Annotated in this window: 16 protein-coding genes; 6 read left to right on the top strand and 10 right to left on the bottom strand. The window is 73.5% G+C overall.

Annotated features, from left to right (window positions below; all coding sequences use genetic code 11):
- The 3 genes from ABD339_RS13705 to ABD339_RS13715 all read right to left on the bottom strand — a co-directional run bounded on the left by ABD339_RS13705 (window position 1) and on the right by ABD339_RS13715 (window position 1,454).
- Entirely contained in the window at window positions 1-204 is a 204-nt protein-coding gene (locus tag ABD339_RS13705; protein WP_344565741.1) for a hypothetical protein, read from the bottom strand.
- 149 nt (window positions 205-353) lie between these two features.
- Window positions 354-974, bottom strand: coding sequence for a helix-turn-helix domain-containing protein (locus ABD339_RS13710; protein ID WP_344565743.1), 621 nt, complete (start codon window positions 972-974; stop codon window positions 354-356).
- A 63-nt stretch (window positions 975-1,037) separates the two neighbouring features.
- Window positions 1,038-1,454 carry a CBS domain-containing protein gene (locus ABD339_RS13715; RefSeq protein ID WP_344565745.1) on the bottom strand — a complete coding sequence of 139 codons (417 nt, stop codon included), beginning with the start codon at window positions 1,452-1,454 and terminating at the stop codon, window positions 1,038-1,040.
- 239 nt (window positions 1,455-1,693) lie between these two features.
- On the opposite strand from ABD339_RS13715, the gene ABD339_RS13720 reads away from it, so the two are divergent.
- Window positions 1,694-3,457, top strand: a complete 1,764-nt coding sequence (locus tag ABD339_RS13720) for a glycoside hydrolase family 15 protein (RefSeq protein ID WP_344566119.1) — start codon at window positions 1,694-1,696, stop codon at window positions 3,455-3,457.
- A gap of 92 nt (window positions 3,458-3,549) precedes the next feature.
- Window positions 3,550-4,902 carry an NADP-specific glutamate dehydrogenase gene (gene gdhA / locus ABD339_RS13725; protein WP_344565747.1) on the top strand — a complete coding sequence of 451 codons (1,353 nt, stop codon included), beginning with the start codon at window positions 3,550-3,552 and terminating at the stop codon, window positions 4,900-4,902.
- A 334-nt stretch (window positions 4,903-5,236) separates the two neighbouring features.
- On the opposite strand, the gene ABD339_RS13730 is transcribed toward gdhA, so the two are convergent.
- The 4 genes from ABD339_RS13730 to ABD339_RS13745 form a co-directional block, all read right to left on the bottom strand.
- On the bottom strand, window positions 5,237-6,610 hold the full coding sequence (locus ABD339_RS13730) for a glutamate-cysteine ligase family protein (RefSeq protein ID WP_344565749.1): 1,374 nt from the start codon (window positions 6,608-6,610) through the stop codon (window positions 5,237-5,239).
- A gap of 330 nt (window positions 6,611-6,940) precedes the next feature.
- Window positions 6,941-8,857: a bifunctional metallophosphatase/5'-nucleotidase gene (locus ABD339_RS13735; RefSeq protein WP_344565751.1), complete on the bottom strand. Its 1,917-nt coding sequence runs from the start codon at window positions 8,855-8,857 to the stop codon at window positions 6,941-6,943.
- A gap of 311 nt (window positions 8,858-9,168) precedes the next feature.
- On the bottom strand, window positions 9,169-9,912 hold the full coding sequence (locus tag ABD339_RS13740; RefSeq protein ID WP_344565752.1) for an MIP/aquaporin family protein: 744 nt from the start codon (window positions 9,910-9,912) through the stop codon (window positions 9,169-9,171).
- Between the two features lie 233 nt (window positions 9,913-10,145).
- Window positions 10,146-10,919, bottom strand: a complete 774-nt coding sequence (locus ABD339_RS13745) for a VOC family protein (protein WP_344565753.1) — start codon at window positions 10,917-10,919, stop codon at window positions 10,146-10,148.
- A 169-nt stretch (window positions 10,920-11,088) separates the two neighbouring features.
- On the opposite strand from ABD339_RS13745, the gene ABD339_RS13750 reads away from it, so the two are divergent.
- On the top strand, window positions 11,089-17,346 hold the full coding sequence (locus ABD339_RS13750; RefSeq protein WP_344565755.1) for an SDR family NAD(P)-dependent oxidoreductase: 6,258 nt from the start codon (window positions 11,089-11,091) through the stop codon (window positions 17,344-17,346).
- Window positions 17,343-18,116 (top strand): thioesterase II family protein, encoded by a 774-nt coding sequence (locus ABD339_RS13755; RefSeq protein ID WP_344565757.1) that lies wholly within the window; start codon window positions 17,343-17,345, stop codon window positions 18,114-18,116. The genes ABD339_RS13750 and ABD339_RS13755 overlap by 4 nt, the downstream gene beginning before the upstream one ends.
- Window positions 18,117-18,176: 60 nt before the next feature.
- On the opposite strand, the gene pip is transcribed toward ABD339_RS13755, so the two are convergent.
- The 3 genes from pip to ABD339_RS13770 all read right to left on the bottom strand — a co-directional run bounded on the left by pip (window position 18,177) and on the right by ABD339_RS13770 (window position 20,778).
- A complete protein-coding gene (pip, locus tag ABD339_RS13760; protein ID WP_344565759.1) occupies window positions 18,177-19,220 on the bottom strand; it encodes a prolyl aminopeptidase in 1,044 nt (347 codons plus the stop codon).
- Complete coding sequence (locus tag ABD339_RS13765; protein WP_344565761.1) at window positions 19,217-19,345, bottom strand: hypothetical protein; 129 nt, start codon at window positions 19,343-19,345, stop codon at window positions 19,217-19,219. The genes pip and ABD339_RS13765 overlap by 4 nt, the downstream gene beginning before the upstream one ends.
- A gap of 131 nt (window positions 19,346-19,476) precedes the next feature.
- Window positions 19,477-20,778 (bottom strand): NUDIX domain-containing protein, encoded by a 1,302-nt coding sequence (locus tag ABD339_RS13770; protein ID WP_344565763.1) that lies wholly within the window; start codon window positions 20,776-20,778, stop codon window positions 19,477-19,479.
- A gap of 268 nt (window positions 20,779-21,046) precedes the next feature.
- Here ABD339_RS13770 and ABD339_RS13775 point away from each other — a divergent pair, with 268 nt between their 5' ends.
- Window positions 21,047-21,667 (top strand): hypothetical protein, encoded by a 621-nt coding sequence (locus tag ABD339_RS13775; protein ID WP_344565765.1) that lies wholly within the window; start codon window positions 21,047-21,049, stop codon window positions 21,665-21,667.
- A 173-nt stretch (window positions 21,668-21,840) separates the two neighbouring features.
- The gene (locus ABD339_RS13780) at window positions 21,841-22,449 is read left to right on the top strand and encodes a DNA polymerase ligase N-terminal domain-containing protein (protein ID WP_344565766.1); all 609 of its coding nucleotides are present in this window, start codon (window positions 21,841-21,843) and stop codon (window positions 22,447-22,449) included.
- Window positions 22,450-22,605: the final 156 nt, after the last annotated feature.

Here is a 22,605-nt window from a genome sequence, read left to right on the forward strand (position 1 = left end):
TCAGCGCTCGGGGGTGTCGGTCGCGGGCGGAACGTCCTCCGGGTCGTAGTCCTCCAGCCCCGCCTCGGCCCGTTCCGCCTCGGTGCGCCTGGCCAGTTCTTCGTCGTCGGTACGATCCGGCATCCCGCCGTGGATCTGCCGCTCACCCGGACCCCGGGCCTGATCGGCCTCGTTGCCTGCCTGGTCTGGTTGGCGCTTGGACATGTCCAGCTCCTCACCTCGCGGGAGGGTGCGTTCGTTCCCTCCCCAGGGAACACCCATCCGCCCGGCAGCGCCAAAGGAAGTCGGGGCTCATTTCGACGTTTGTCCTGGTGGGATGGGGGAAGCGGCGCCCACGGGTCGAGCTGTGGCGGCTATCCGGAGGCGGCGGGCCTGGCCCGCACATGGACGCGCTCGCCCTGCTTGCCGAAGATGACGAGGAACTCCACCGGGTGCTCATCCGCGCTCTGGAAACCGTGCGGCACGCGGGTGTCGAATTCGGCCGCCTCGCCCGGCGCGAGCACCAGTTCGTGCTCGCCCAGCTTCATGCGCAGCCGTCCGGACAGCACATAGAGCCACTCGTAGCCCTCGTGGGTACGCTGCTCGACCTCGCCGCCGCCCGGGGGCCGGTGCGTGTCCCCGGGGACGACCTGCTTGTAGGCGTGCAGCCCGCCCATGTGCCGGGTCAGCGGGATGAACGTCCTGCCGTCCCGCACGAGGGGGCGCGCGTGCACCCGGGGGTCCCCCGTCTGGGGTGCGCCGACCAGTTCGTCCAGCGGGACGCGATGCGCCTTCGCGAGCGGCAGCAACAGCTCAAGGGTGGGCTTGCGCTGCCCGGACTCCAGGCGGGAGAGGGTGCTGACGGAGATCCCGGTGACCCGGCTCAGCTCCGCCAGGGTCTCGCCGCGCCCGGTGCGCAGCGTGCGCAGGCGGGGGCCGACGGAATCCAGTACGCCGCTCAGTTCCTCGTCGTCGCTCACCGTTTCATTTGCCATCACGGCAACGTCATTTGTCAACCGGGCTGTGGCCCCGCCCCCGGCCTCCGAGACCCCCGGGCCTCAGACGGTGGCCTCGGCGGCGCTGATCTCGCTGAGCGCCGACTCGGGATCCAGCTCCATCGCCAGGTCGCCCAGCGACACGACTCCGACGGCCTCGCCGCTCTCCATGACCGGCAGCCGCCGCAGGGTGTGCTCCCGCATGAGCTGCACCGCCCGGCCCGCGTCGTCGCCGGGCGCCACCGTCACCAGTTCGGGGCTGCACACCTCGCTGACCGTCGTCCGGCCCGGCTCCAGGCCCTCGGCCAGCACCCGTACCACCAGGTCCCGGTCGGTGACCAGCCCGCGCAGTGTGCTGCCCTCCACCACCAGCAGGGCGCCGATGTCCTCGTCCCGCATCCGCTGTGCCGCCTCGTTCACGCCGGTGAGCGTGCCGACAACGACCGGCGCCGATGTCATGACCTCGCGGACCTGCGTCATGTCCGTCCTCCCATCCCGCCGGTGGCGGCCCGCTCGCCGCCTCGGAGCCACCGGGTACCCGCAGCGGCCCGCCCCCACGCCCGCCCCGGGGAGACAGCAGGCCCGACAGGCCAGGGAGGCCCTCAGCAGGGCGTACTAGGGTCGCGGGCATGACGCACCAGGCACCCGGCCGCGCGAACACATCCGAGGCGGCGGAAGCAGTGGACACAGCCGACGCGGCGGGCGGCACGGACTCCCAGATGCCCTGGGCGCTGCGGGACTACGCGTTCCTCGGGGACGGCGAACGCGGCGCCCTGATGAGCCCACGCGGCGAAATCGTGTGGCTGTGCGCACCGCGCTGGGACAGCGGAGCGGTCTTCTCCCAACTCATCGGCGGCGTCGGCCAGTACGTCGTCCGCCCCCAGGACAACTGGCATGTCGCGGGCGGTTCCTACGAGGACGGCTCGCTCATCCGCGTCAGCCGCTGGGTGACCGCGGACGCCCTGATCGAGTGCCGCGACGCGCTCGCCCTGCCCGCCGAACCGGGGCGGCTCGTCCTGCTCCGCAAGGTGCGCGCCGAGCGCGCGCCCGCCGGCGGGACCGGCGTGCGGGTACTCCTCGACCCCCGCCCCGGCTTCGGCGCCACCCGTATGAGTGCCCCGCGCAGCGAGCCCGGTGAGAGCGGCACCGGACATCGCGGCGCGGTGTGGACCTCGACCGGGGGCGGGCTGCGGCTGCGCTGGGCCGGCGTCCCCGAGGCCGAGCCCGGTGACGACGGCTCCCTGCGGGCCGGCTTCACCCTGCGCCCCGGCGAGTGGCGCGACCTCGTCCTGGAGATCGCCGTCGAGGAGGCCGCCGGCGGCGCCGACATCCTGGACCCCGGGCGGCTGTGGGCGCGGACCGAGCGCCACTGGCGCCAGTTCGTGCCCGACTGCTCCGGGCTGCTGGCACCCCGCGACGCGCGCCAGGCGTACGCGGTGCTGGGCGGGCTGACCAGTACCGCGGGCGGCATGGCCGCGGCGGCCACCACCTCGCTGCCCGAACACGCGGGGGAGGGGCGCAACTACGACTACCGCTACGCCTGGCTGCGCGACCAGTGCTACATGGGTATCGCTGTCGCGGCCCACGGCCCCCACACGCTGCTGGAGCGCACCGTCGGCTTCGTCACCGACCGGGTGCTGGAGGCCGGGGACGAACTGCGTCCCGCCTACACCGTCACGGGTGAACACGTCCCCGCCGAGCGCAGCCTGCGACTGCGCGGCTATCCGGGCGGCAGCGACCGGGTGGGCAACCACGCCGGCAGCCAGTTCCAACTCGACACCTACGGCGAGGTCCTCCAGCTCTACGCCGCAGCCGCCCGCCACGGCCACCTCGAAGACCCCCGGGTACGCCGCGCCGCGCACACCGCCGTCACCGCCGTCGAACACAACTGGCAGCGGCCCGAAGCCGGGCTCTGGGAGCTGGAAGAGCGCTGGTGGACCCACTCGCGGCTCAGCGTGGTGACGGGGCTGCGCGCGCTTGCGGAACACCTCCCGGAAAAGGAGGCGCGCCACCCGCGCGCACTGGCCGACACCGTGCTGGCCGAGACCCGGCGGCGCTGTCTGCGGCCCGACGGGGTGTGGGCGCGCGCCGCCGACGACCCCACGCTGGACGCCGCCTTGCTGCTGCCGCTGGCCAGGGGCTGTCTGCCCCCCGGCGACCCGAGCACGGGCCGTCTCCTGGCGGCGGTGGAGCGGGAGCTGTCCGAGGACGGCTTCGTCTACCGCTTCCGGCACGACGAGCGCCCGCTCTCCGACGCCGAGGGCGCGTTCTTGCTGTGCGGCTTCATGATGGCCCTCGCCGCCTGGCACCAGGGCGATACGACCGCCGCCGTCCGCTGGTTCGAGCGCCAGCGCTCCGCCTACGGCCCGCCGGGGCTGTACGCCGAGGAATTCGACGTCGTACAGCGGCAGTTGCGCGGCAACCTGCCCCAGGCGTTCGTCCACGCACTGCTGTTGGAGAACGGCGTGCGCCTGGCGCGCTGAGGAGCACCGCGAGCCGTGCTCAGAGCTTTCACCCGTACCCTGCGAAGGCAGCCCGTTCGCCCCGGAATGGGCGGACAGTGCGAAGGACGAGGATGATGCACGTGGATGTCGGCGCCCGTATCGAAGCCGTGTACGCGGAAGTTCTCCGGCGCAACCCCGGCGAGGCAGAGTTCCACCAGGCCGTGCGCGAAGTGCTGCACAGCCTGGCGGCGGTGCTGCGCAAACGGCCGGAGTACGCCGAGGCCAAGCTGGTGGAGCGGCTGGTCGAGCCGGAGCGGCAGATCCTCTTCCGGGTGCCGTGGAGCGACGACAGCGGCGAGGTCCACGTCAACCGGGGCTTCCGTGTGGAGTTCAGCAGCGCGCTGGGCCCCTACAAAGGCGGCCTGCGCTTCGCGCCGGAACTGGCGCTGGACACGGTCAAGTTCCTCGCCTTCGAGCAGATCTTCAAGAACGCGCTGACCGGGCTGGGCATCGGGGGCGGCAAGGGCGGCGCCGACTTCGACCCCAAGGGCCGCAGCGACGCCGAAGTAATGCGCTTTTGCCAGTCGTTCATGACCGAATTGCACCGCCACCTCGGCGAGCACACCGATGTCCCGGCCGGCGACATCGGCGTCGGCACCCGCGAGATCGGCTACCTGTTCGGCCAGTACAAGCGGCTCGCCAACCGCTTCGAGGCCGGCGTGCTCACCGGCAAGGGCACCGGCTGGGGCGGCTCACAGGCCCGCACCGAGGCCACCGGATACGGCACCGTCCACTTCGTCCGCGAGATGCTCGCCACCCGGGGCGAGGACCTGACCGGCCGCCGCGTCGTGCTGTCCGGCTCCGGCAACGTCTCCCTGTTCGCCCTGGAGAAGGCCCAGTCCTTCGGCGCGCAGGTGATCGCCTGCTCGGACTCCTCCGGCTACCTCGTCGATGAGCGGGGCCTCGACCTCGACCTGCTCAAGGAGATCAAACTCAACCGCCGCGCCCGGCTCGACAGCTACGCCGAGGCCCGCCCCCGCGCCGGCTTCCACACGCGCGGCTCCGTCTACGACGTGCCGTGCGATATCGCGCTGCCGTGCGCGACACAGAACGAGCTGAAGGAGCCGCACGCCGTCCGCCTCGCCAAGAACGGGGTCAAGGCCGTCGCTGAGGGCGCCAACATGCCCTGCACACCCGAGGCCGTCCGGGTGCTGCGCGAGGCCGGGGTCCTGTACGGGCCCGGCAAGGCCGCCAACGCGGGCGGGGTGGCCACCTCGGCGCTGGAGATGCGGCAGAACGCGGGCCGCGACTCCTGGACGTTCGAGGAGACCGAGAAGCGGCTCGCCGCCGTGATGCGTGACATCCACGCCGACTGTGTGGCGGCGGCCGAGGAGTTCGGCACCCCCGAGGACTATGTGCTGGGCGCCAACGCCGCCGGGTTCCTCCGGGTCGCGGACGCGATGCGGGACCAGGGCGTGGTCTGACCGGCCGCCGGGCACCCCGGCCGGGGACCGTACACCGGCTGGAGCGGGGCGCCGGCCAGTACCTGAAATACCCCTGATGTGGTGCCCCTTGGCCCCTGTGGTGCGGCGCGCGGGCCGCGGAGCAGGGGGTGGGCTGCCGGTGTGAGCCGGCCCTGCTCGGCTGCGGATCAGCATGTCGAGGACGCTCAGCCGGCAGGGCGGCGGATGCGGGCCGCGGGCCGCTGATCGGCGACCGCGGCGACACCGGCGCTGACACCGGCTTCGGCCAGGCCGGAGAGGGAAGGCTGTGGCTTCGCCGTCGTCCGCCCGCGCACCGCCCCCGTGGCGAAGCCGCTCAGGGGATCCGGTGTGCTGCCACGAACCGTTCCGGGAAGCTCGTGGGGTCCTCGCGCCACAAGGCCAGGGTCCGTTCGGCGAAGGTGGCTTCCGTGGCGAGGACCTCGTGCAGCGGATCGAGGCAGGCGAGGGCAGCCGGGCGCTCCAGGCCCGCCGCGATCCGGGCGCGCAGTCCGTCCGCGCTCAGCCGCAGTAGTTCGGCGGCGACCTCCCGCACCGGACGTCCGTCGAAGCGGGCCGCCAGTCCCCGCCGGGCGATGTCGTCCAGCGCCTCACCGTGCTGCCGGGGTCCCGCGCCGCGCAGCAGCTCCCAGGCGGCGAGGCGGGAGGGGCGGTGGTAGGTCAGCCCGCTCCAGAACGCGGGAACCGCCGTGAAGGCGCCGAACGGCGGTCCGTCGAAGGCGCGCGTCTCCAGCGTCTCGCGCAGCCGCACATCGGTGAACATCTGCGACAGATGGGCCCGCCAGTCCAGCAGGTCCGGCCGGGTGCCGTCCTCGAACCCCTCGGTCAGCAGCGTTCCGAAGGGCACCTGCGGGACGCTTCGGCGCCCGCCGTCCGGGGTGGCACGGTGGATCATCGGCAGGGACAGGGCCCAGTCGACGAAGAGATCGACGCTGAAGTCCTCGCGCAGCGTCACCGGGACCACCCGCGTGCGCCACGGGTCCGTACGGCTCAGATAGTGCATGCGCCGGGACAGCATCCCGCAGGGCCGGCCCGCCTCCATCGGCGCGTTGACGAAGAGCGCGGCGGCGGGTGTCGAGGCGGCGACCAGGGTGCGCAGCTTCTCACCCAGGTCGGCGGGGGAACCGAAGTCGAACGTCGCCTGCGTCGAGAGGGTCATCGACATCACGCGCGGCCCCCACGCCCCCGCCTCGCCCAGCCGGGCGAAGTGGCGCCGCATGAGGGGGGTGCGCGAGTGCGGCACCCAGCGCACCTCGTCGATGGCGGTGCAGGGGTACTGGCCCCCGGGCACCAGAGCGAAACCGAATCGCCGGGCCCGCTCGGCAAGTTCCCGCAGCGCCCGGCCGCCGGTCCCGGCCAGCTCCGCCACACAGCGGGCCGGCGGTGAGGAGAACTCCACGGCTCCGCCGTGTTCGAGCGAGACGGCGCCGCCCCCGGCCAGGCGCACCCCCACCAGCGCGCCCCGGTCGTATTCGGGTTCGGCGCCCGGTTCGGCGGCGAGGGATGCCAGCAGTGCGCGGACGCCGCGTTCGCCCTCGTAGGGCACGGCGGCCCCGGTGACCGGATCGAGCGCCGCAGCCTCCACCTCGATGCCGACCAGCTCCCCGGCACACTCGTCCGAGCCGCCGTGGTCGAAGACGCTGCGCAGTTCGGCGCGGGAGAGCGAGGGAGTACGGGAAGCGGTGACCATGACGCACCTCGGGGTCTCGGCGGGAGAGGACCGGAAGAAACGACATCATCCCCGGCGCCGGTTCGCCCGTACGCGGCAGAGCCGACGAGTCGGCGCAAACCCTTCGGACGAGGACCGCACCGGGCGGATGTGCCGCCTCCTTCCGGGGGTGTGCGCGCCGCTTGCCGGCGCGCACACCCCCGGAACCCGTGCCGGACCGGGAGCGGAAGAGCACCTTCGGCCGAAGAGACCTTCAGCTGGAGAACGCCTTCGGCCGGGGCGCGGGCCCCGGGGCCGGAGCCTCCGGGCCTGGAGCCCGGGGCGTCGGTGGTGCATGGGGCGTGGAGCGCCTCAGTGCCAGGTGATGCGGTCGGCCTTCGGCGGGGCGATCGGCTTGGCGGCCGAGGAGCGGGTCTTGAGGTAGTCGGTGAAGGCCGCGAGGTCGGTCGTCGTGCTCTCGCGGTGGGTCCCCTCCTTGAACACCGTGAAGCCGTTGCCGCCCTCGGCCAGGAAGTCGTTGACCGTCACCCGGTAGGAACCGGACGGGTCCACCGGCTTGCCGTCCACCCGTACGGTGTCGGCCAGCAGCCGGTCGGCTCCCTCGCGGGACATGTCGGCGTCGAAGCGCAGCGCGTCGGAGAGCTGGAGCACCTGCGGATAGCCCGCGTTGGCCCCGGAGAACTGCTGGCGCAGCACCTCGATGAGCTGCTTGCCGGTCAGCGTCATCGTCACCAGGGGATTGTCGAACGGCTGCACGCGGAATGCCTCGCCGTACGTCACCACTCCGTCGCCCTCCTTGCCGGAGGTGCGGTACACCAGGTCGGAACGCATGCCGCCCCAGTTGAGCAGCGCGAGTTGGGCGCCCTCGGCACGAGTGGCCTCGGCCTGGGTGTCGGTGATCAGGTCGCCCAGCGGGGTCTCGGGCCGGTCCGAGCCGCGCCCGGGGATGTCGTCGGAGATGTGACCGACCGGCTTGTCGGCCAGCTCCGCCGAGCGCTGCCGCCACTTCTCCACGATGCGGTCGGTCTTGCGCTGCCTCGGGGTGTCGAGGGGAACGATGTGGTTGCGGGCCGAGGCCGAGGAGCGCACCAGTTCGCCCGTGGAGCGGTCGAGATCGAAGCGCAGGTCGGTGAAGGTACGGCCGAACGAGGCCGCCTGGGTGACCAGCCGGGGGTTTCCGGCCGGATCCTCGACCGTGCACACGTACGCCTCGTGCGAGTGCCCGGTGACGAACAGGTCCACCTTCGGCGACGCCTTGGCCGCGATCCCTTTGATACGGCCGTTGAGGCCGCTGGCCGGGCCGTCCTTGTCGCAGTCGGCGTCGTAGGTCTTGCCCGGCGGCTCTGCGCCCTCGTGCACCAGCGCCACCACGGCCTTGACCCCCTTGCGGTCCAGTTCGTCCGCGTAGCGGTCGATGGTGCGCACCTCGTCCTCGAAGACGAGGTCGCGGGTCATCGAGGCGCTGACGGCCGAGGGGGTGTCCTTGGTGGTCAGGCCGATGAACCCGATGCGCTCACCGCTGGGCAGTTTCTTGATCCAGTACGGCGGCAGGATCGGCTTGCGCGCCTTGCGGGCCTCAGCCCGCCGGGAGGGAGACTTCGCGCCCGGGGCCTTGCGCGGATCGGCCTTGGCCGATTCGGCCTTGCCCGCACCGGACTTGCCCGTATCGGTCCGCGGCAGCACGTTGGCTGCCAGATACGGGAAGTCGGCGCCGTCGTAGGGCCTTTGGGGGTCGGCGCAGCCGTCCTTGGGGTGACAGCCGCCCTTGTCCATGCGGGCCAGCTCGCGCGGCCCCTCGTCGAACTCGTGGTTGCCGACGGAGGAGACGTCCAGGCCCACGGTCTCCAGGGCCTCGACGGTCGGCTCGTCGTGGTAGGCGGCCGACAGCAGCGGGCTGCCGCCGATCATGTCGCCTCCGCCCACGGTCAGTGAGGCGGCGCCCTTGGCCGTGCCTCTGGCCCGGTCCAGCAGGGTGGCGAGCCGGGGGACTCCGCCGGCCTGGACCCGCTCGGGCTCACCGCCTGGCCCGTCGCGGTAGACGGCACCGGCCGGGCCCTCCACGGCGTCGAGGTTGCCGTGCAGGTCGTTGACGGCGAGGAGTTGGACGGTCGTGGTCCTGCCTCCGCCCGGAGCCGGGCCGGAGGGCGGGGACGCGGCCGAGGCCGCCGTCAGGGCCGGTACGAGAGCGAGGACCGCTCCCGCGCCGGCCACGGCGAGACGTCGGCGGGTGTGTCCACGGGCGCGGGCGCGCTGTGGTGCTCCTTGCACGGTGGTGCCTTTCCCGAGTGCTGGTCCGCGCGGCGACGGTGTGCGCTGCGGCGATGGTGCGCCGCGTGGCAGTCGGCGATCGCCGGCGATCTTTACGGACCGATCCAAGCGCCCGCGGTGGCCGCGTCGGCGGCGCAGCGCTCTGATCCACTCGTAGGAGTGCATGGAGCGGCGAGCGGGCCCGCACCCTGGTCAGGCATTCGATTCCGGCCGCGTCGGTCAACCGGGCAGCGCCCGCCCGGTCCGGCGCCCGCCCGGTCCGGCGCCCGTTCGGACACCGGGGCCGGGGCCGGGGACCGGGACGGGCCGGGTCAGGCGCTCGGGTAGGCCAGGTACAAGAGCGCCGCCAGCACCCCGCCGAGCAGTGGCCCGACGACCGGCACCCAGGAGTAGGCCCACTGGGCCGGGCCCTTGCCCTTGATGGGGAGGACGAACGCGTAGGCCAGGCGGGGGCCGAGGTCGCGGGCCGGGTTGATGGCGTAGCCGGTGGGGCCGCCCAGCGAGGTGCCGATCACGAGTACGACGAAGGCGACGCCCGCGTAACCGAGCGCGGAGTTGCCGAAATCGGGGACACCGTCGGCTTGCTTGTAGGCGGGGGAGAACAGGACGAAGGCGACGAGGACGAAGGTGCCCAGCGTCTCGGTGACCGTGTTCCACAGCTTGTTCGGAATGGTGGGCACCGTCGAGAACACGCCCAGGGTGCCGGCCGGGTCGTCGTGGTCGTCGAACTGGAGCTTGTAGGTGGCCCAGCACAGTACGGCACCGAGGATGCCGCCCAGCATCTGCGCGAGGATGTATATGGGCACATCGGCCCAGTCGGTCTTGTCGGCGACGGCCAGCGCGAGGGTGATGGCGGGGTTGAGATGCGCGCCGCTGGGCGCGGCCAGGCTCGCCCCTGTGAAGACGGCGAAGCCCCAGCCGATGTTGACGAACAGGGTGCCGGTGTCATTGCCGTTCGTCCTGCGCAGCACGTTGTTCGCGACGACGCCGGTACCCAGCAAGATGAGTACCGCCGTGCCGAGTAGTTCCCACAAGAAGATCGAGCCCGCGCTCATCCGTAACCTCCACAACGTCGCGGCTCAACACGCCGTTCGGGCGACGGCGATGGCCGCGCACCCTACTTCCTCGGCACCGGCCGCTCCACAGGCGGGGAAGAGAATTCATGGAATTGCGATGCGGCGCGGGGGGAATTGCCGTATGCCGGGCGTGTGGAGGAGGAAACCAGCCGGAAAGGACCGGAAAAGAGAGGGCGCCTTCCGGTGGGTTCCGCCGGAGGGGAGTGGAACACTCAGGCCGGAGCGGGGAGTTCGAGTACGGCGAAGACGGCACCGGCGGGGTCGGTGAGTACGGCCACCCCGCGGCCCTCCGCGTTGGTCCCCGAGTGCAGTACTGAAGCTCTTCCGCGCACGGCCGTGTCCACCGCCCGCCGGGCGTCCCGCACCCCGAAGTAGGGCATCCAGAACGGCTCGGCCCCCTCGCGGCCGGGCGGGAGCAGGGTGCGGCCCGCCACCGCTTCCCCGCTGCCCAGGTGGAAGGCCGCGTAGTGCTCCTCTTCCGCCGCGGCGTGCCGTCCGGCGCGCAGCCCGAGCGCCGCGCGGTAGAAGCTGTCGGCCGCCTCGGGCTCGTGTACGGCCAGTTCGGCCCAGCACAGCGCCGAGACCTCGTCGAAGAGACCGGCGCCGATGTGCGCGCGTGGCTGCCAGAACCCGACGTGTGCGCCACAGCTGTCCACGGCGCTCACGCTGCGGCCGAGCACCCCCATGTCGGCGGGCCCCTCCCGTACTTCGCCGCCCGCCGCGACGACCCGCGCCGCCAGCGCGTCGGCGCTGTCCGTCGCGAAGGAGACGACCCAACTCGCCGCGTCGGCGGCCGTGTCGGGTGTGATACCGGCCACCATGTGGCGGCGTGAGGTGGCGTATGTGAAGCGGTCGGAGGATGGGCCCACATGCTCGTACTCCCACCCGAGGACGGCGGCGTAGAAGCGCTCCGCGGCGTCCGGCTCCGGGGTGTGCAGGTGCGCCCAGCACAGCGCTCCGGGCGCGTACGAGAGGGGTTCGGGCACCGGCACGCTCCTTCGTGGGTGAGCGGGCCGTCGTGGCCCGCGTGGGCGCGACTTTATGCCAAGGTGCGGCTCGGAAGCATGGACAGCGGGGTCAGGCGCGACAGAACATGTACGAAACTTAGTCAAGGGGGGCCGTGCAGTGGGCAGTTCAGAGCCAAAGGGTTCTCAGGTGGAATCTCGGGACGAAAAGGACCTCATCGCGGTCATCGGAATGTCGCTCCGAGTTCCCGGCAGCGCCGATCTGGACACCTTCTGGGACCGCCTCATGGACGGGGTCGAGTCGGTCACCCGCTTCTCCGAAGAGGAACTGCGAGCGGCCGGAATTCCTGATTCCGTCCTCAGTGATCCCCACTACATAAGGGCGAAACCGGTCCTTGAGGACGTGGCCGAATTCGACGCGGCCTTCTTCGGCCTGACGCCCCGCGAAGCACAGGTGCGCGATCCCCAGCACCGGCTCTTCCTGGAGTCCGCCTACACCGCGCTCGAACACGCGGGATATGACCCCTTCCACTGCCCCGGAGCCGTCGGCGTCTACGGCGGCGGCGCGCCCAACCTCTACCGGGAGTGGAACCTCAACTCGCACCCCGAGGCGTTCGCCTTCCTCGGCGAGGTGGGCGTCGCGGTCGCCAACGCGACCGACTACCTCACGACCGCCGTCTCCCACGTACTCGGGCTGACCGGCCCGAGCGTCAACGTCGTCACCGCCTGCTCGACCTCGCTGGTCGCCGTGCACATGGCCTGCCAGGCGCTGCGCGCCGGGGAGTGCGACACGGCCGTCGCCGGCGGCGTCCAGGTCGAGCTGCCGCGCAAGACGGGCTATCACGCCGCCGAGGGCGGCATGTTCTCGCTCACCGGCCGGATCCGCCCCTTCGACGCCGGGGCCGACGGCACCATCTTCGGCACCGGCGCCGGCACCGTCGTCCTCAAGCGCTACGCCGACGCGCTCGCCGCGGGCGACCACATCCACGCCGTCGTACGGGCCTCCGCCGTCAACAACGACGGTGCCCTCAAGTCCGGGTTCACCGCGCCCAGCGTGGAGGGGCAGGCCATGCTCATCCGGCGGGCGATGACGGCAGCCGGCCTCGACCCCGAGCACGTCGGCTACGTCGAGGCGCACGGCACGGGCACCCGGGTCGGTGACCCGATCGAGGTCAACGCGCTGACCCGCGCCTACCGCGACCTGGGCATGAGCGGCGTCCGCAGCTGCCCGATCGGCTCGGTCAAGGGCAACGTCGGCCACCTCGGCCCCGCCGCCGGGATCGTCGGCCTCATCAAGACCGTGCTGGCCCTCAAGAGCGGCCGGATCCCTCCGAGCATCAACTACACCACCCCCAACCCCGAGATCGACTTCGAGCACGGCCCCTTCTACGTCAACACCGAGCCCGCCGACTGGCCCGCGCACCGGCCCACCCGCCTCGCCGCCGTCAGCTCCTTCGGCGTGGGCGGCACCAACGCGCACGTCGTCGTCGAGCAGAGCCCCGTGGAAGCCGCCAGGGGTGGCTCGGAATCCGTCACCGGTCAAGCCGGTGACGCGGAAACCACCCCCCGCCGCCCGGTGATCCTGCCCCTGTCGGCCCGCACCCCGCAGGCGCTCGCCCAGGCCGTCGACAACCTCGCCGCCCACCTGGCGGCCCGCCCCGGGGAGCGGTCCGGCCGCCCCGACCGTCTCGATGACGTGGCCGCCACCCTCGGCCGGGGCCGCCCACGCTTCCGGTACCGCGCCGCGATCGTCCCCGGCGAGGAGGGCGCGACAGCGGCGCTGCGCGCCGCCCGCGCCCCCGCGTCCGCCGCCCGGGCCGTACCCGCCGACGGAGCGCCCGTCGCCTTCCTCTTCCCCGGGCAGGGCTCCCAGCACCTCGGCATGGGCAAGCGGCTCTACGAGCAGGAGCCGGTCTTCCGCGCCGCCTTGGACGAGTGTGCCGAGCGGGCCCGCCCCCTGCTGGAGGCCGACCTGCGCGAGGCGGTCTTCGCCGAGGCCGGCCCGGACGCGGCGGACGGCCAGGGGGCCGCGGCCCGGCTGACCCGCACGAGCATGGCCCAGCCCGCCCTGTTCGCCGTCGAATACGCCATGGCGCGGCTCCTGATGAGCTGGGGCATCACGCCGCGGGCGATGGCCGGGCACAGCGTCGGCGAGTACGTCGCCGCCTGCCTCGCGGGGGTCTTCACGCTGCCCGACGCCGTACACCTGGTGGCCCGCCGTGGTGCGCTGGTCCAGGAGCTGCCCGGCGGAGGCATGCTGGCGGTCTCCGCGCCCGCCGAAGAGGTCACCGGACTGCCCGGCACCGACATCGCCGCCTACAACAGCGCACGCCTCACCGTCCTCTCCGGCCCGCACGAGGCCATCGAAGCGGCCCAGGCGACGCTCGCCGGACGCGGCGTGCGCGGACACCGGCTGCACACCTCGCACGCCTTCCACTCGGCCATGATGGAGCCCGCGCTGGAAGCCTTCGCCGCCGAAGTGGCCAAGGTCGAACTCCACGCACCCACGCTGCCGTTCGTCTCCAACGTCACCGGCGAGTGGATCACCGACGAGCAGGCCACCGACCCCGCCTACTGGAGCGGACACCTGCGCGCCCCCGTCCGCTACGCCCCCGGCATCGCCCGGCTGCTGGAGGACCCGGACCTGGTGTTCGTCGAGGCCGGGCCCGGCCAGGTGCTCACCGGCCTGACGCGCGCCCAGGCCGTAGCCGCCGGGGACCGGACCCGCACCATCGTGCCGGCCATGCCGATGCCCCAGGGCACCGAAGACGGTCCCCTGTGCCTGGCCCGTGCCGTGGCCGCGCTGTGGGCGGCCGGCGCCCCGCTGGATCCGAGCGCCTACTGGGACGGGGACTGGCAGCGGGTCCCGCTGCCCACCTACCCCTTCCAGCGCACCGTCCACTGGCTCGACCCGGTGGCCCCGCCAGTGCCCGACCCCGGGCAGACCTCCCGCCAGGGGGAACCGGAGGCGGCCCAGGAACAGGCGCAGGACGAGGGCCGACGGCCCATCGAACGGGCCCTGTTCCGCCCCGAGTGGCGTGAGGACACCTGCCCGCCTCCCGCCACGGCCCAGCCGGCCGCCACCTGGCTGCTCTTCCGCCGGGGCGACGTCCTGGACCCGGTCATCAGCGCGCTGCGCTCAGGGGGCGCCCAGGTCGTGACGGTCGAGCCGGGTGAGCGCTTCGAGCGGCTGACCGGCAGCCGCTACGTGCTGCGCCCCGGACACCGGGAGGACTACGACGCGCTGGCTTCCTCTCTCCTCGCCGACGGGCTGACGCCCCAACGCGTGCTGCACGGCTGGCTGACCGGGCCGCCGGACGCACAGGCCGCCGCCGAGTCCGCCGCTGAGAAAACTGCCCGCTGGCTGGACCTGGGCTTCTACAGCGTGCTCTTTCTCGCCCAGGCGTGCGCCGGGCACAGCGGCCTCGCGGACGCCGGCACGCGCTGGGACATCGTCGGCTCCCGCCTCCGCCCGGTCACCGGGGCCGAACTGATCGAGCCCGCGCGGGCCGCGGTCACCGGCGTCTGCGACGTCATGGCCAAGGAACTGCCCGAGATCGCGGTCCGCTGCATCGATGTGAGCGAAGACCGTTTCGTCCAGGGCCTGTTGGCGGAGCTGGCCCGGGCAGGCGAGCCCGCGCCCTCCTTCGCGGCCTGTGGGGATCGCTGGGTCGCGATGCGGGGTCGCGGACGCTGGCTGCTGAGCTGGTCCCAAGTGCCCGAGCCGCACACCCTGGACGGCGCCGGGCCGCTGCGCGAGCGCGGCACCTACCTGATCACCGGGGGGCTCGGCGGTATCGGACTGACCATCGCCGAGGCCCTGGCCAAAGCCGTGCGCGCCCGGCTGGTGCTGACGGCCCGCTCCGCGTTCCCGCCCCGCGAGGACTGGGACCGGCTACTGGAGGAGGCGGAGTCGGCAGCCGGTCCCGGCCCCCACACGGGCCTGCTGGAGACCGTGCGGCGGCTGCGGCGTATCGAGGGGTACGGCGCCGAGGTGCTGGTCTGCCGGGCGGATGTGGCGGACGAGGCCGCCATGCGTTCCGCGGTGGCGTGCGGCGAACGGGACTTCGGCCCCGTTCACGGCGTCTTCCACGCGGCGGGCGTGCCCGGCGGCGGGCTGCTGGCCCTCAAGACCCGCGCCGAGGCGGAGCGCGTGATGTCGGCGAAGGTGACCGGGACGCTCGTGCTGGACCGGCTGCTGGGGCAACGGGTCGAGCTGATGGTGCTCTGTTCCTCGATCGTCTCGGTCGCGGGCAATCTCGGCCAGACGGACTACGCCGCCGCCAACGCCTTCATGGACGCCTACGCGCACGCCCGTTCGGCCGACGGCCCCGGCCTCACGGTCTCCGTCAACTGGGACGCGTGGGCGGAAGTGGGCATGGCGGCCCACGCGGACGCCCTGGCCCCCGCCGCGTTCCGCGCCCTCCAGACCGGCGCGGCTCCGGCGGAGGCCGTCTCCTTGGCCACCTCCGCCGCCGGACCGTCCCCCGCGAACGGGCCGTCCCCCGCGAACGGGGCGTCCCCCGCGAACGGGCCGTCCCCCGCGAACGGGGCGTCCCCCGCGAACGGGCCGTCCCCTGCCGAGGGCGCGGCCCCCGCCAACGGCCACGGCCGGGCGGACGACCACGGCAGGCCGGAGAGCCACGGCCTGGAGGCGGGGCCGGACGGCGCGCGGCCCGGCGCACAGGCGTACGCCGAGATCGGTCCGCAGGCCGGTCCGCCGCTCAACGGCGCCGTACGTGCGCTCACCAACGGGCACATGCCGGGGCACGGCGACGGCAGGGCGCCGGAGAACGGCCCGGCGGTCGACAACGACAGCGCGCCGGACCGGGCGGGCCACCCGGTGCCCTCGTCCCGCCCCCGCTCCCCGGGCTCCTCGGGCCCCGTACCCGTCGCCGCATCCACCACCGGCCCCGCCGTCGTCCACCCGTTGCTGGGGGCGCGCGCCGACGGGCCCGATGGCACGGTCACGTACCGCACGGTGGCGGACGGCGACACCCACTGGGTCAGTGGCGAGCACCAGGTTGCCGGGACACCCCTGTGGCCCGCGACGGCCTACCTGGAGATGGCGCGCGCGGCGGGCGCCGACGCGCTGGCGGAGGCGCTCGGGCGGGACGGGGCGGACCTGCTGCTGACCGACGTCACCTTCCTCCACGTCCTCCCCCTGGCCCAACGCCGCACTCTGCGCACGACGCTGACGCCGGAGCGAGGCGGCTTCCGCTTCAGCATCGCCAGCGCGGGAGCCGGCCAGGAGTGGACCGAGCACGCCACCGGCCAACTGCGTGCCGCGCCCGGCGACAGTCCGCAGGTGCAGGACCTGGACGTGCTGCGCGAGTGCTTCCCCGTCGTCAAGCCGGACACCGGGTCGTTCCACCCCGAGGTGGGGCTGATCGACTTCGGGCCGCGCTGGGCGAACATGGCGGAGATCCGCCGCGACGACTCCTCGGCGCTCGCCCGGATCGAGATGCCCGCGCCCTTCGCCGCCGACCTGTCCGCCTACCCGCTGCATCCTGCGCTGTTCGACGCCGCGACCTCCAACGCCGTCTATCTCCCCGAACTGGGCGCGACGGGAGAGAGCTATCTGCCGTTCTCGATCGCCGGAATCACGGTGCGCGGGCCGCTGCCGCCGACGGTGTACGCGTACGCGCGGCGGCGCGGGGCGCATCAGAACATGGTGACCTTCGACATCACGGTGACCGATGCCGAGGGCCGCGAGGTCGCCGATGTCGTCGGCTACACCGTGCGCGTCTGGGACCCGGAGGATTTCCGCCGGGCGCTGCGCCGCGTCATCGACGAGTGGTCGGCCGCGGCGGAAGCGGAGGCCCCGGGGGTGGGGGAGATCCCCGGGACGGGAGAGGTGCTCAGGGCGGGAGAGGCGCCCGGAGCGCAGGGGCTCGGCGGGACGTTCGCGATCCGGCCCGAGGAGGGCGTCCAAGCGCTCTGGCACATCCTGAGCGACCGGCTCGGCCCGCAGATCGTGGTCGTACCCGAGGGGATCGGGGCCCGGCTGCGCGCTGTCGAGCGCCTCACCCAGGACGTGATCGCCGAAGCGGGACAGCCGCCCGCCGACCAGCCGCCCGCCGTACGGCCGGACCCCGCCCGGCCCCGGGCAGGCGCGGCACGGCGGCCCGGGAGCGGCCGGGCCGAGCGGAGAGCGGCCGGCCAGAACGCGAGCGCCGGCCCGACGGCCACTGCGGGCGCGGTGACCACCACGGCCGCGGCGGGCGCGGCGGGCACCGTCCACGCGCGGCTCACCCGGCTGTGGTCCGAGGCGCTGGGCATCGATGACATCGGCGTGGACGACGACTTCTTCGGACTGGGCGGCAATTCGCTGGTCGGGGTCCAGCTGGCGGCCCGCGTCCGCCGCGAGTTCGACACCGACCTGCCGATCGCCACCCTCATCGAGAACCCGACGGTGCGGGCCATCGCGGAGATCATCAGCACATGAGCGCCACCACACCGGAGAGCCGGAGCCGCAGTCCCTGGATCCCCTTCCCGCCCCCCGACTCCGGGGGGCGGGCCCGGGTGCGGCTCCTGTGCTTCCCCTGCGCGGGCCAGGGCGCCTCCGCCTACCGCCCCTGGCAGCGGCTGCTGGCGCCGGACATCGACGTCGTACCGATCCAGCTCCCGGGCCGGGAGAACCGGGCCGCCGCCGCTCCGTACCGCGACATGGACAGCCTGATGGACGGTCTGCTGCCCGTCCTGCTGGAGCAGGCGGGCGCCGCACCCGGCGGCTACGCCCTGTTCGGGCACAGCATGGGCGCCGCCGTGGCCTTCGAGGGGGCGCGCCGGCTGGAGGCCGCCGGCCGGCCGGCCCGGGGGCTGATGGTGGCGGCCCAGAACCCGCCCCATGTGCCCAGTGGCCGCAGGCCGTTGCACGACCTGCCGCGCGCGGCGTTCATGACCATGCTGGGCGTCTACGGGCAGGTGCCGGTCGAACTGTTCGACGATCCGGCCGCCGTGGAGCGGGCGGCGGCCGTTCTGCGCGCCGACTTCACCCTCGTCGAGACCTACGCGCCCGCTCCACGGCCGCCGCTCAGCTGCCCGGTGACGGCGCTGGCCGGGCTGGCGGACACCAGCGTCCCGCCCGCCTCGGTACGCGGCTGGCGCGAGCTGACCAGCGGTCCGTTCACCTTCCGCCCGCTGCCCGGCGGCCACTTCTTCGTCGGCGAACGCGCGCCGGAGATCGCGGGGCTGTTGCGCGCGACCCTCGGCTGAGGCCGGTCCCGCGGATCCGCGCGGCTCCCCGCGCCCCCGGCGGCGGGGGCGGCGGTCGCGCTACGGCGTCGTGTGGCGTGCGAACCGGTCCAGCGCCGCGCGTACGTGGGCGCGGGTCTCCCCGCTGCCGAGGTGGCCCGCGCCCTCCACGATGGTCAACTCGGCGCCGGGCCAGGCGCGGGCGAGGTGCCAGGCCGTGTCCAGGGGGCCACCCATGTCGAGCCGGCCGTGGACGAGGACCCCGGGCAGGTGCGCCAGGCGGCCCGCGTCGCGCAGCAGGGCGCCTTCCTCCAGCCAGGCGCCGTGCGAGAAGTAGTGCGCGCAGATCCGTACCAGCGCCAGCCGGTCCTTCCCCGGACGGTCGCCGAAGGGGCGGGTGGCGTTGCCCGTCTCGGCCGAGAGCACGGCGTCCTCCCAGTCGCACCAGTCGGCCGTGGCCCGCTCCCGTACGGCCCGGTCCGGGTGCTCCGTCAACCGCGCGTAGGCGGCGAGGAGTTCCGGCGTCGGCGGGACATCCGACCCCTCCGGCCCGCCCGGCCCGCCCGCTCCGTCCCGCGGGCCGAGGACGCGGGCGCCCGCGACGAACCGTTCCCACTGTTCGGGATAGAAGTGGCCGGCGCCCCGGTAGAGCCAGTCGATCTCGGAACGGCGGGTGGTGGTGACGGCCGCGATCACCAGCGCGGCGACCCGCTCGGGATGGGTCTCCGCGTACGCCAGGATCAGCGTCGATCCCCACGACCCCCCGTACATCACCCAGCGCTCCACGCCCAGGTGCTCGCGCAGTCTCTCCATGTCGGCGACCAGGTGCCAGGTGGTGTTGTGCCGCATGCCGGTGGCCGGGTCACTGGCGTGCGGGGTGCTGCGGCCACAGCCTCGCTGGTCGAAGAGCACGATGCGGTAGCGCTCCGGGTCGAAGAACTGACGCCGGCTCGGCCCGGAGCCCGAACCGGGACCGCCGTGCACCACGAGCGCGGGCTTTCCGGCCGGATTCCCGCTGGCCTCCCAGTAGATGTGGTTGCCGTCCCCCACATCCAGCATTCCGCTCTCGTACGGCTCGATGGGCGGATACAGCTCACGGGAGACCGGTGGCTCGACTGTCGTCATCGCTCCTGCTTTCGTGCCTCGTCCGGGCGGGAGACCGCCACCGTCCTGGCCGCCCTGGCAGCCCTGGCCCTGTCCTTGTCCTCTTCTCCGCCCGTGTCCCGGGCCCACGCCGTGGTCATGGTCATGGCTCTACGTTAATCGCCAACTCCAGCCTGTGAAGGGGGCATTGAGCTGCCGGAACGCGGCAAGCGCTCTATGCTTGCCGCTCTCCATGCGATGCCCGCCGAGAGCCGCACGCGGTCCGCGCGGTCCGCGTTCACGGGGCGGGCGGTGCCGACGGCCCCGGGCCGACGGGCGGCTCCAGGTGTACGACCGTGCCGGCGGCACGGGCCGCCAGTGCGCGGTGCAGTACGTGTGCCTCGTGCGGAGGGAGGAGCGCGGCGAGGGACGCGAGCGGGACCCGGCGGACCGCTGCCCGTTCGTGCGCTGTCGCTCGCGTCTCGTACACATGGGTGAGCAGGGCCCGCCCGCGCGGGGGCGCCGCCCACTCGACCACGGCCAGCAGCCGCTCCACCACCACGTCCTCGACGCCCGCCACCTGTTCCAGCGCGCGCCCCGCCGCCGACCGCGTCCGCTCCCCGGCGCGCACCGCGCCCTGCGGCAGCCGCCACCCGCTCCCGCCGAGAGCCGCGCCGGGGCGGCAGACCGACTCCCGTTCCGCGTCCATGTCCGCATCCGGGGCCGGATCCCTTCCCGCGTCCGTGCCCGCATCCGGGTCCGGCCGCGAGCCGGTGACCGGCGCGTCCGCGGGCTCGTCCGCGTCCGCTGCCTCGTCCACCAGGCGCGCAGCCGCGTCGCGGGGCGCGGCGCGGTCCGGCACCACCAGTACCCGACCGGTCTCGTCCACCACCAGCGGAATGGCGGTGACCGCCGGTGCGGGGAGGGTGGCCCGGCGGTCGTGAGGGGACTGCGGGGCCGGGCGGCCGTCGTGCAGGTGGGCGGTGTGGGAGCCGCGTTCGGCGGCGAGCGCGGCCGCCGCGCGTCGGCGCAGCCGTTCCGGGAGGCGGGCCAGCGCCTCATCCTCCGGCACGAACTCGGCGGCGCGCAGCTCGTCCTGTTGGAGTGTCAAGTCCGCGGCGCGCACCGGGAGCGGCAGGTGGACGGCGTACACGCAGGCGGTCATCGCCCGCCCGTAGACCGCGGCGGGGACGTTGTCGACGGCCAGCAGCCTGCCGACGCGGACGGCGGCCGGGCGCAGCTCCTCGTGCAGCTCGCGCAGCAGCCCGTCCACGAGCCCTTCGTCGTCCACCATGCCGCCCGGCAGGTCCCAGCCGTCCTTGTAGACGGGATCGACCAGCAGCAGACGTCCCCGCTCATCTCTGATGAGGGCGTCCACGGCGGCAGCGGGGGAGGGGTGCGCGGCGAGGTACCGGGCCAGGTCCTCATCGAGGTCCTGCTGATCGGGTACGGGCGGGTGGGGGCCCGGCCGGACGGACGGCGCGCTCCGGCCCACGGGCGCGGGGCGGATGGACGGTGCCGCCTGGATGGACGGCGTGGGCTGGGCGGACGGCGTGGGCTGGATGGATGGTGCGGACTGGGCGGACGGTGCGGGCTTCAACGGGTCTCCTCGTGCCGGGCCTCGGGAGGCGATGCCGGGGCGGCCCGTCGGCCTCCCGTGAAGTGAAGTCGGCCTCCCGTGAAGTCAACTCGCCGGGCGTGGAATTGGGCACGCCGCTCGTCCCGGGGAGCGGCGGCACCACGCCGCGCCGCGCGCGCCGAGCCGCCCGGGGGACGGATTCCGCATACGGTCGGATGAGTGTGCAGGGTGCGGTCTGAAGCCCGGCGCGGGACCGGAGGACGAGGCGAGACGAGACAAGGGGAACGCGATGGCGAGTGAACAGGTGAGCGACGACAGTGCGGGGACGAGTGCGGGGGCGGCCCGCGCGGGCCATGCGGCCCGTGCCGCGCACGCGGCCCGTACGGCCTGGGGCAAGCGACTGCCCGGCCCGGTGGAAAGCGCCGTCCACCTCGACACCGGGGCCCCGCCCGGCGCACCGGCCCCGCTCGGTTCGGCGGGCACCGGCGGCGCTCCGGCCGGCTCACCGCATCCCGTGGTGCGGATCTTCACCGAAGCGGCGGAAGCGGTGCCGGGCTACCCGCTGGCGCCGCTGATCACCGACGAGTTCTGCGTGCTCATCGGCCCCGGCAACGCCTCCAGCATGATCGCCGTCTACTTCGACGATGTCGCCACGCTGTGGGTCGATCAGTACATGTGGCGGGGGTACCAGTGGTCCGACGAGGACACCGGTGAGCTGGGGTTCCTGGCGGAGGCCGTGTCCGCCGTGCAGCGCGGGGACGGTGCCGTGCACTTCCGGGAGGACGACGGCCGCCTGGTGCACCTTGGCGGCAGGCTGGGCAGCCACATCATCGGCCCCGGCGCGGTCAACCCTCCGCCCCTGACGCTGCCCCTGACGCCCTGGTCCGACCAGCTCGGCCCCGCCACCTGAGCAGCCGGTGGGGCGGCATCCAGGCAGCCGCCCCACGGTCCCCTCCGGCCCCCACTCCGGCCCCGCTCTCCCCGCTGTCCTCGCGAGGCCCGCCGGTCCTGCGAACCCGTGTGGCTCGGGGGACAGTGGGAACGCGGGGGCCGTGGGCATGGTCCGAGGAGCGAGGAGCGGACGTGAGTGCTGAGAGGGACGCGCTGAAGACGTACCGGGGCAAGCGGCGCTTCGACCGGACCGCCGAGCCCCAGGGCGAGGGCAGGCCGCATGCGGACGAGCCGCGCTACGTGGTGCAGATCCACGACGCGACGACCCTGCACTTCGACTTCCGGCTGGAGTGGGACGGAGTGCTCAAGTCCTGGTCGGTGCCCAAGGGTCCGTCGATGGACCCCAAGGACAAGCGGCTGGCGATGCCCACCGAGGACCACCCCCTGGAGTACCGCACGTTCGAAGGCGTCATTCCGCGCGGCGAGTACGGCGCGGGGTCCGTCATCGTCTGGGACCAGGGCACCTATGAGCCGCTGTCCAAGGACTTCGGCAAGGCCCTGCGGAAGGGACACATCTCCTTCCGGCTGCGTGGCGGCAAGCTGCCGGGGGACTGGGCACTGACCCGGTTCCGTAGCGGCGGCGACGGCGAGCGCGAAGCATGGCTGCTGGTCAAGGAGAACGACAGCCACGCCTCTTCGCGCGGCACCCCCGACCCCTGGCGCGTCCGCTCGGCGCTGAGCAACCGCTCCCTCAAACGGGTGGCTGAGCAACCCGAAGCGGAATGGCACCGTTCCTCATGAGCACTGTGAGCACTGTGAGCACCGCGAGAGCCATGAACGCCGTGAGCACCGCGAGAGCCATGAACGCCGTGAGCACCGCGAGAGCCATGAACGCCGTGAGCACCGCGAGAGCCATGAACGCCGTGAGCGGCCTGTCATGAGGGCCCGGTCATGAGT

The organism is Streptomyces axinellae (assembly GCF_039532135.1).
In the GTDB taxonomy this organism is placed as follows: domain Bacteria; phylum Actinomycetota; class Actinomycetes; order Streptomycetales; family Streptomycetaceae; genus Streptomyces; species Streptomyces axinellae.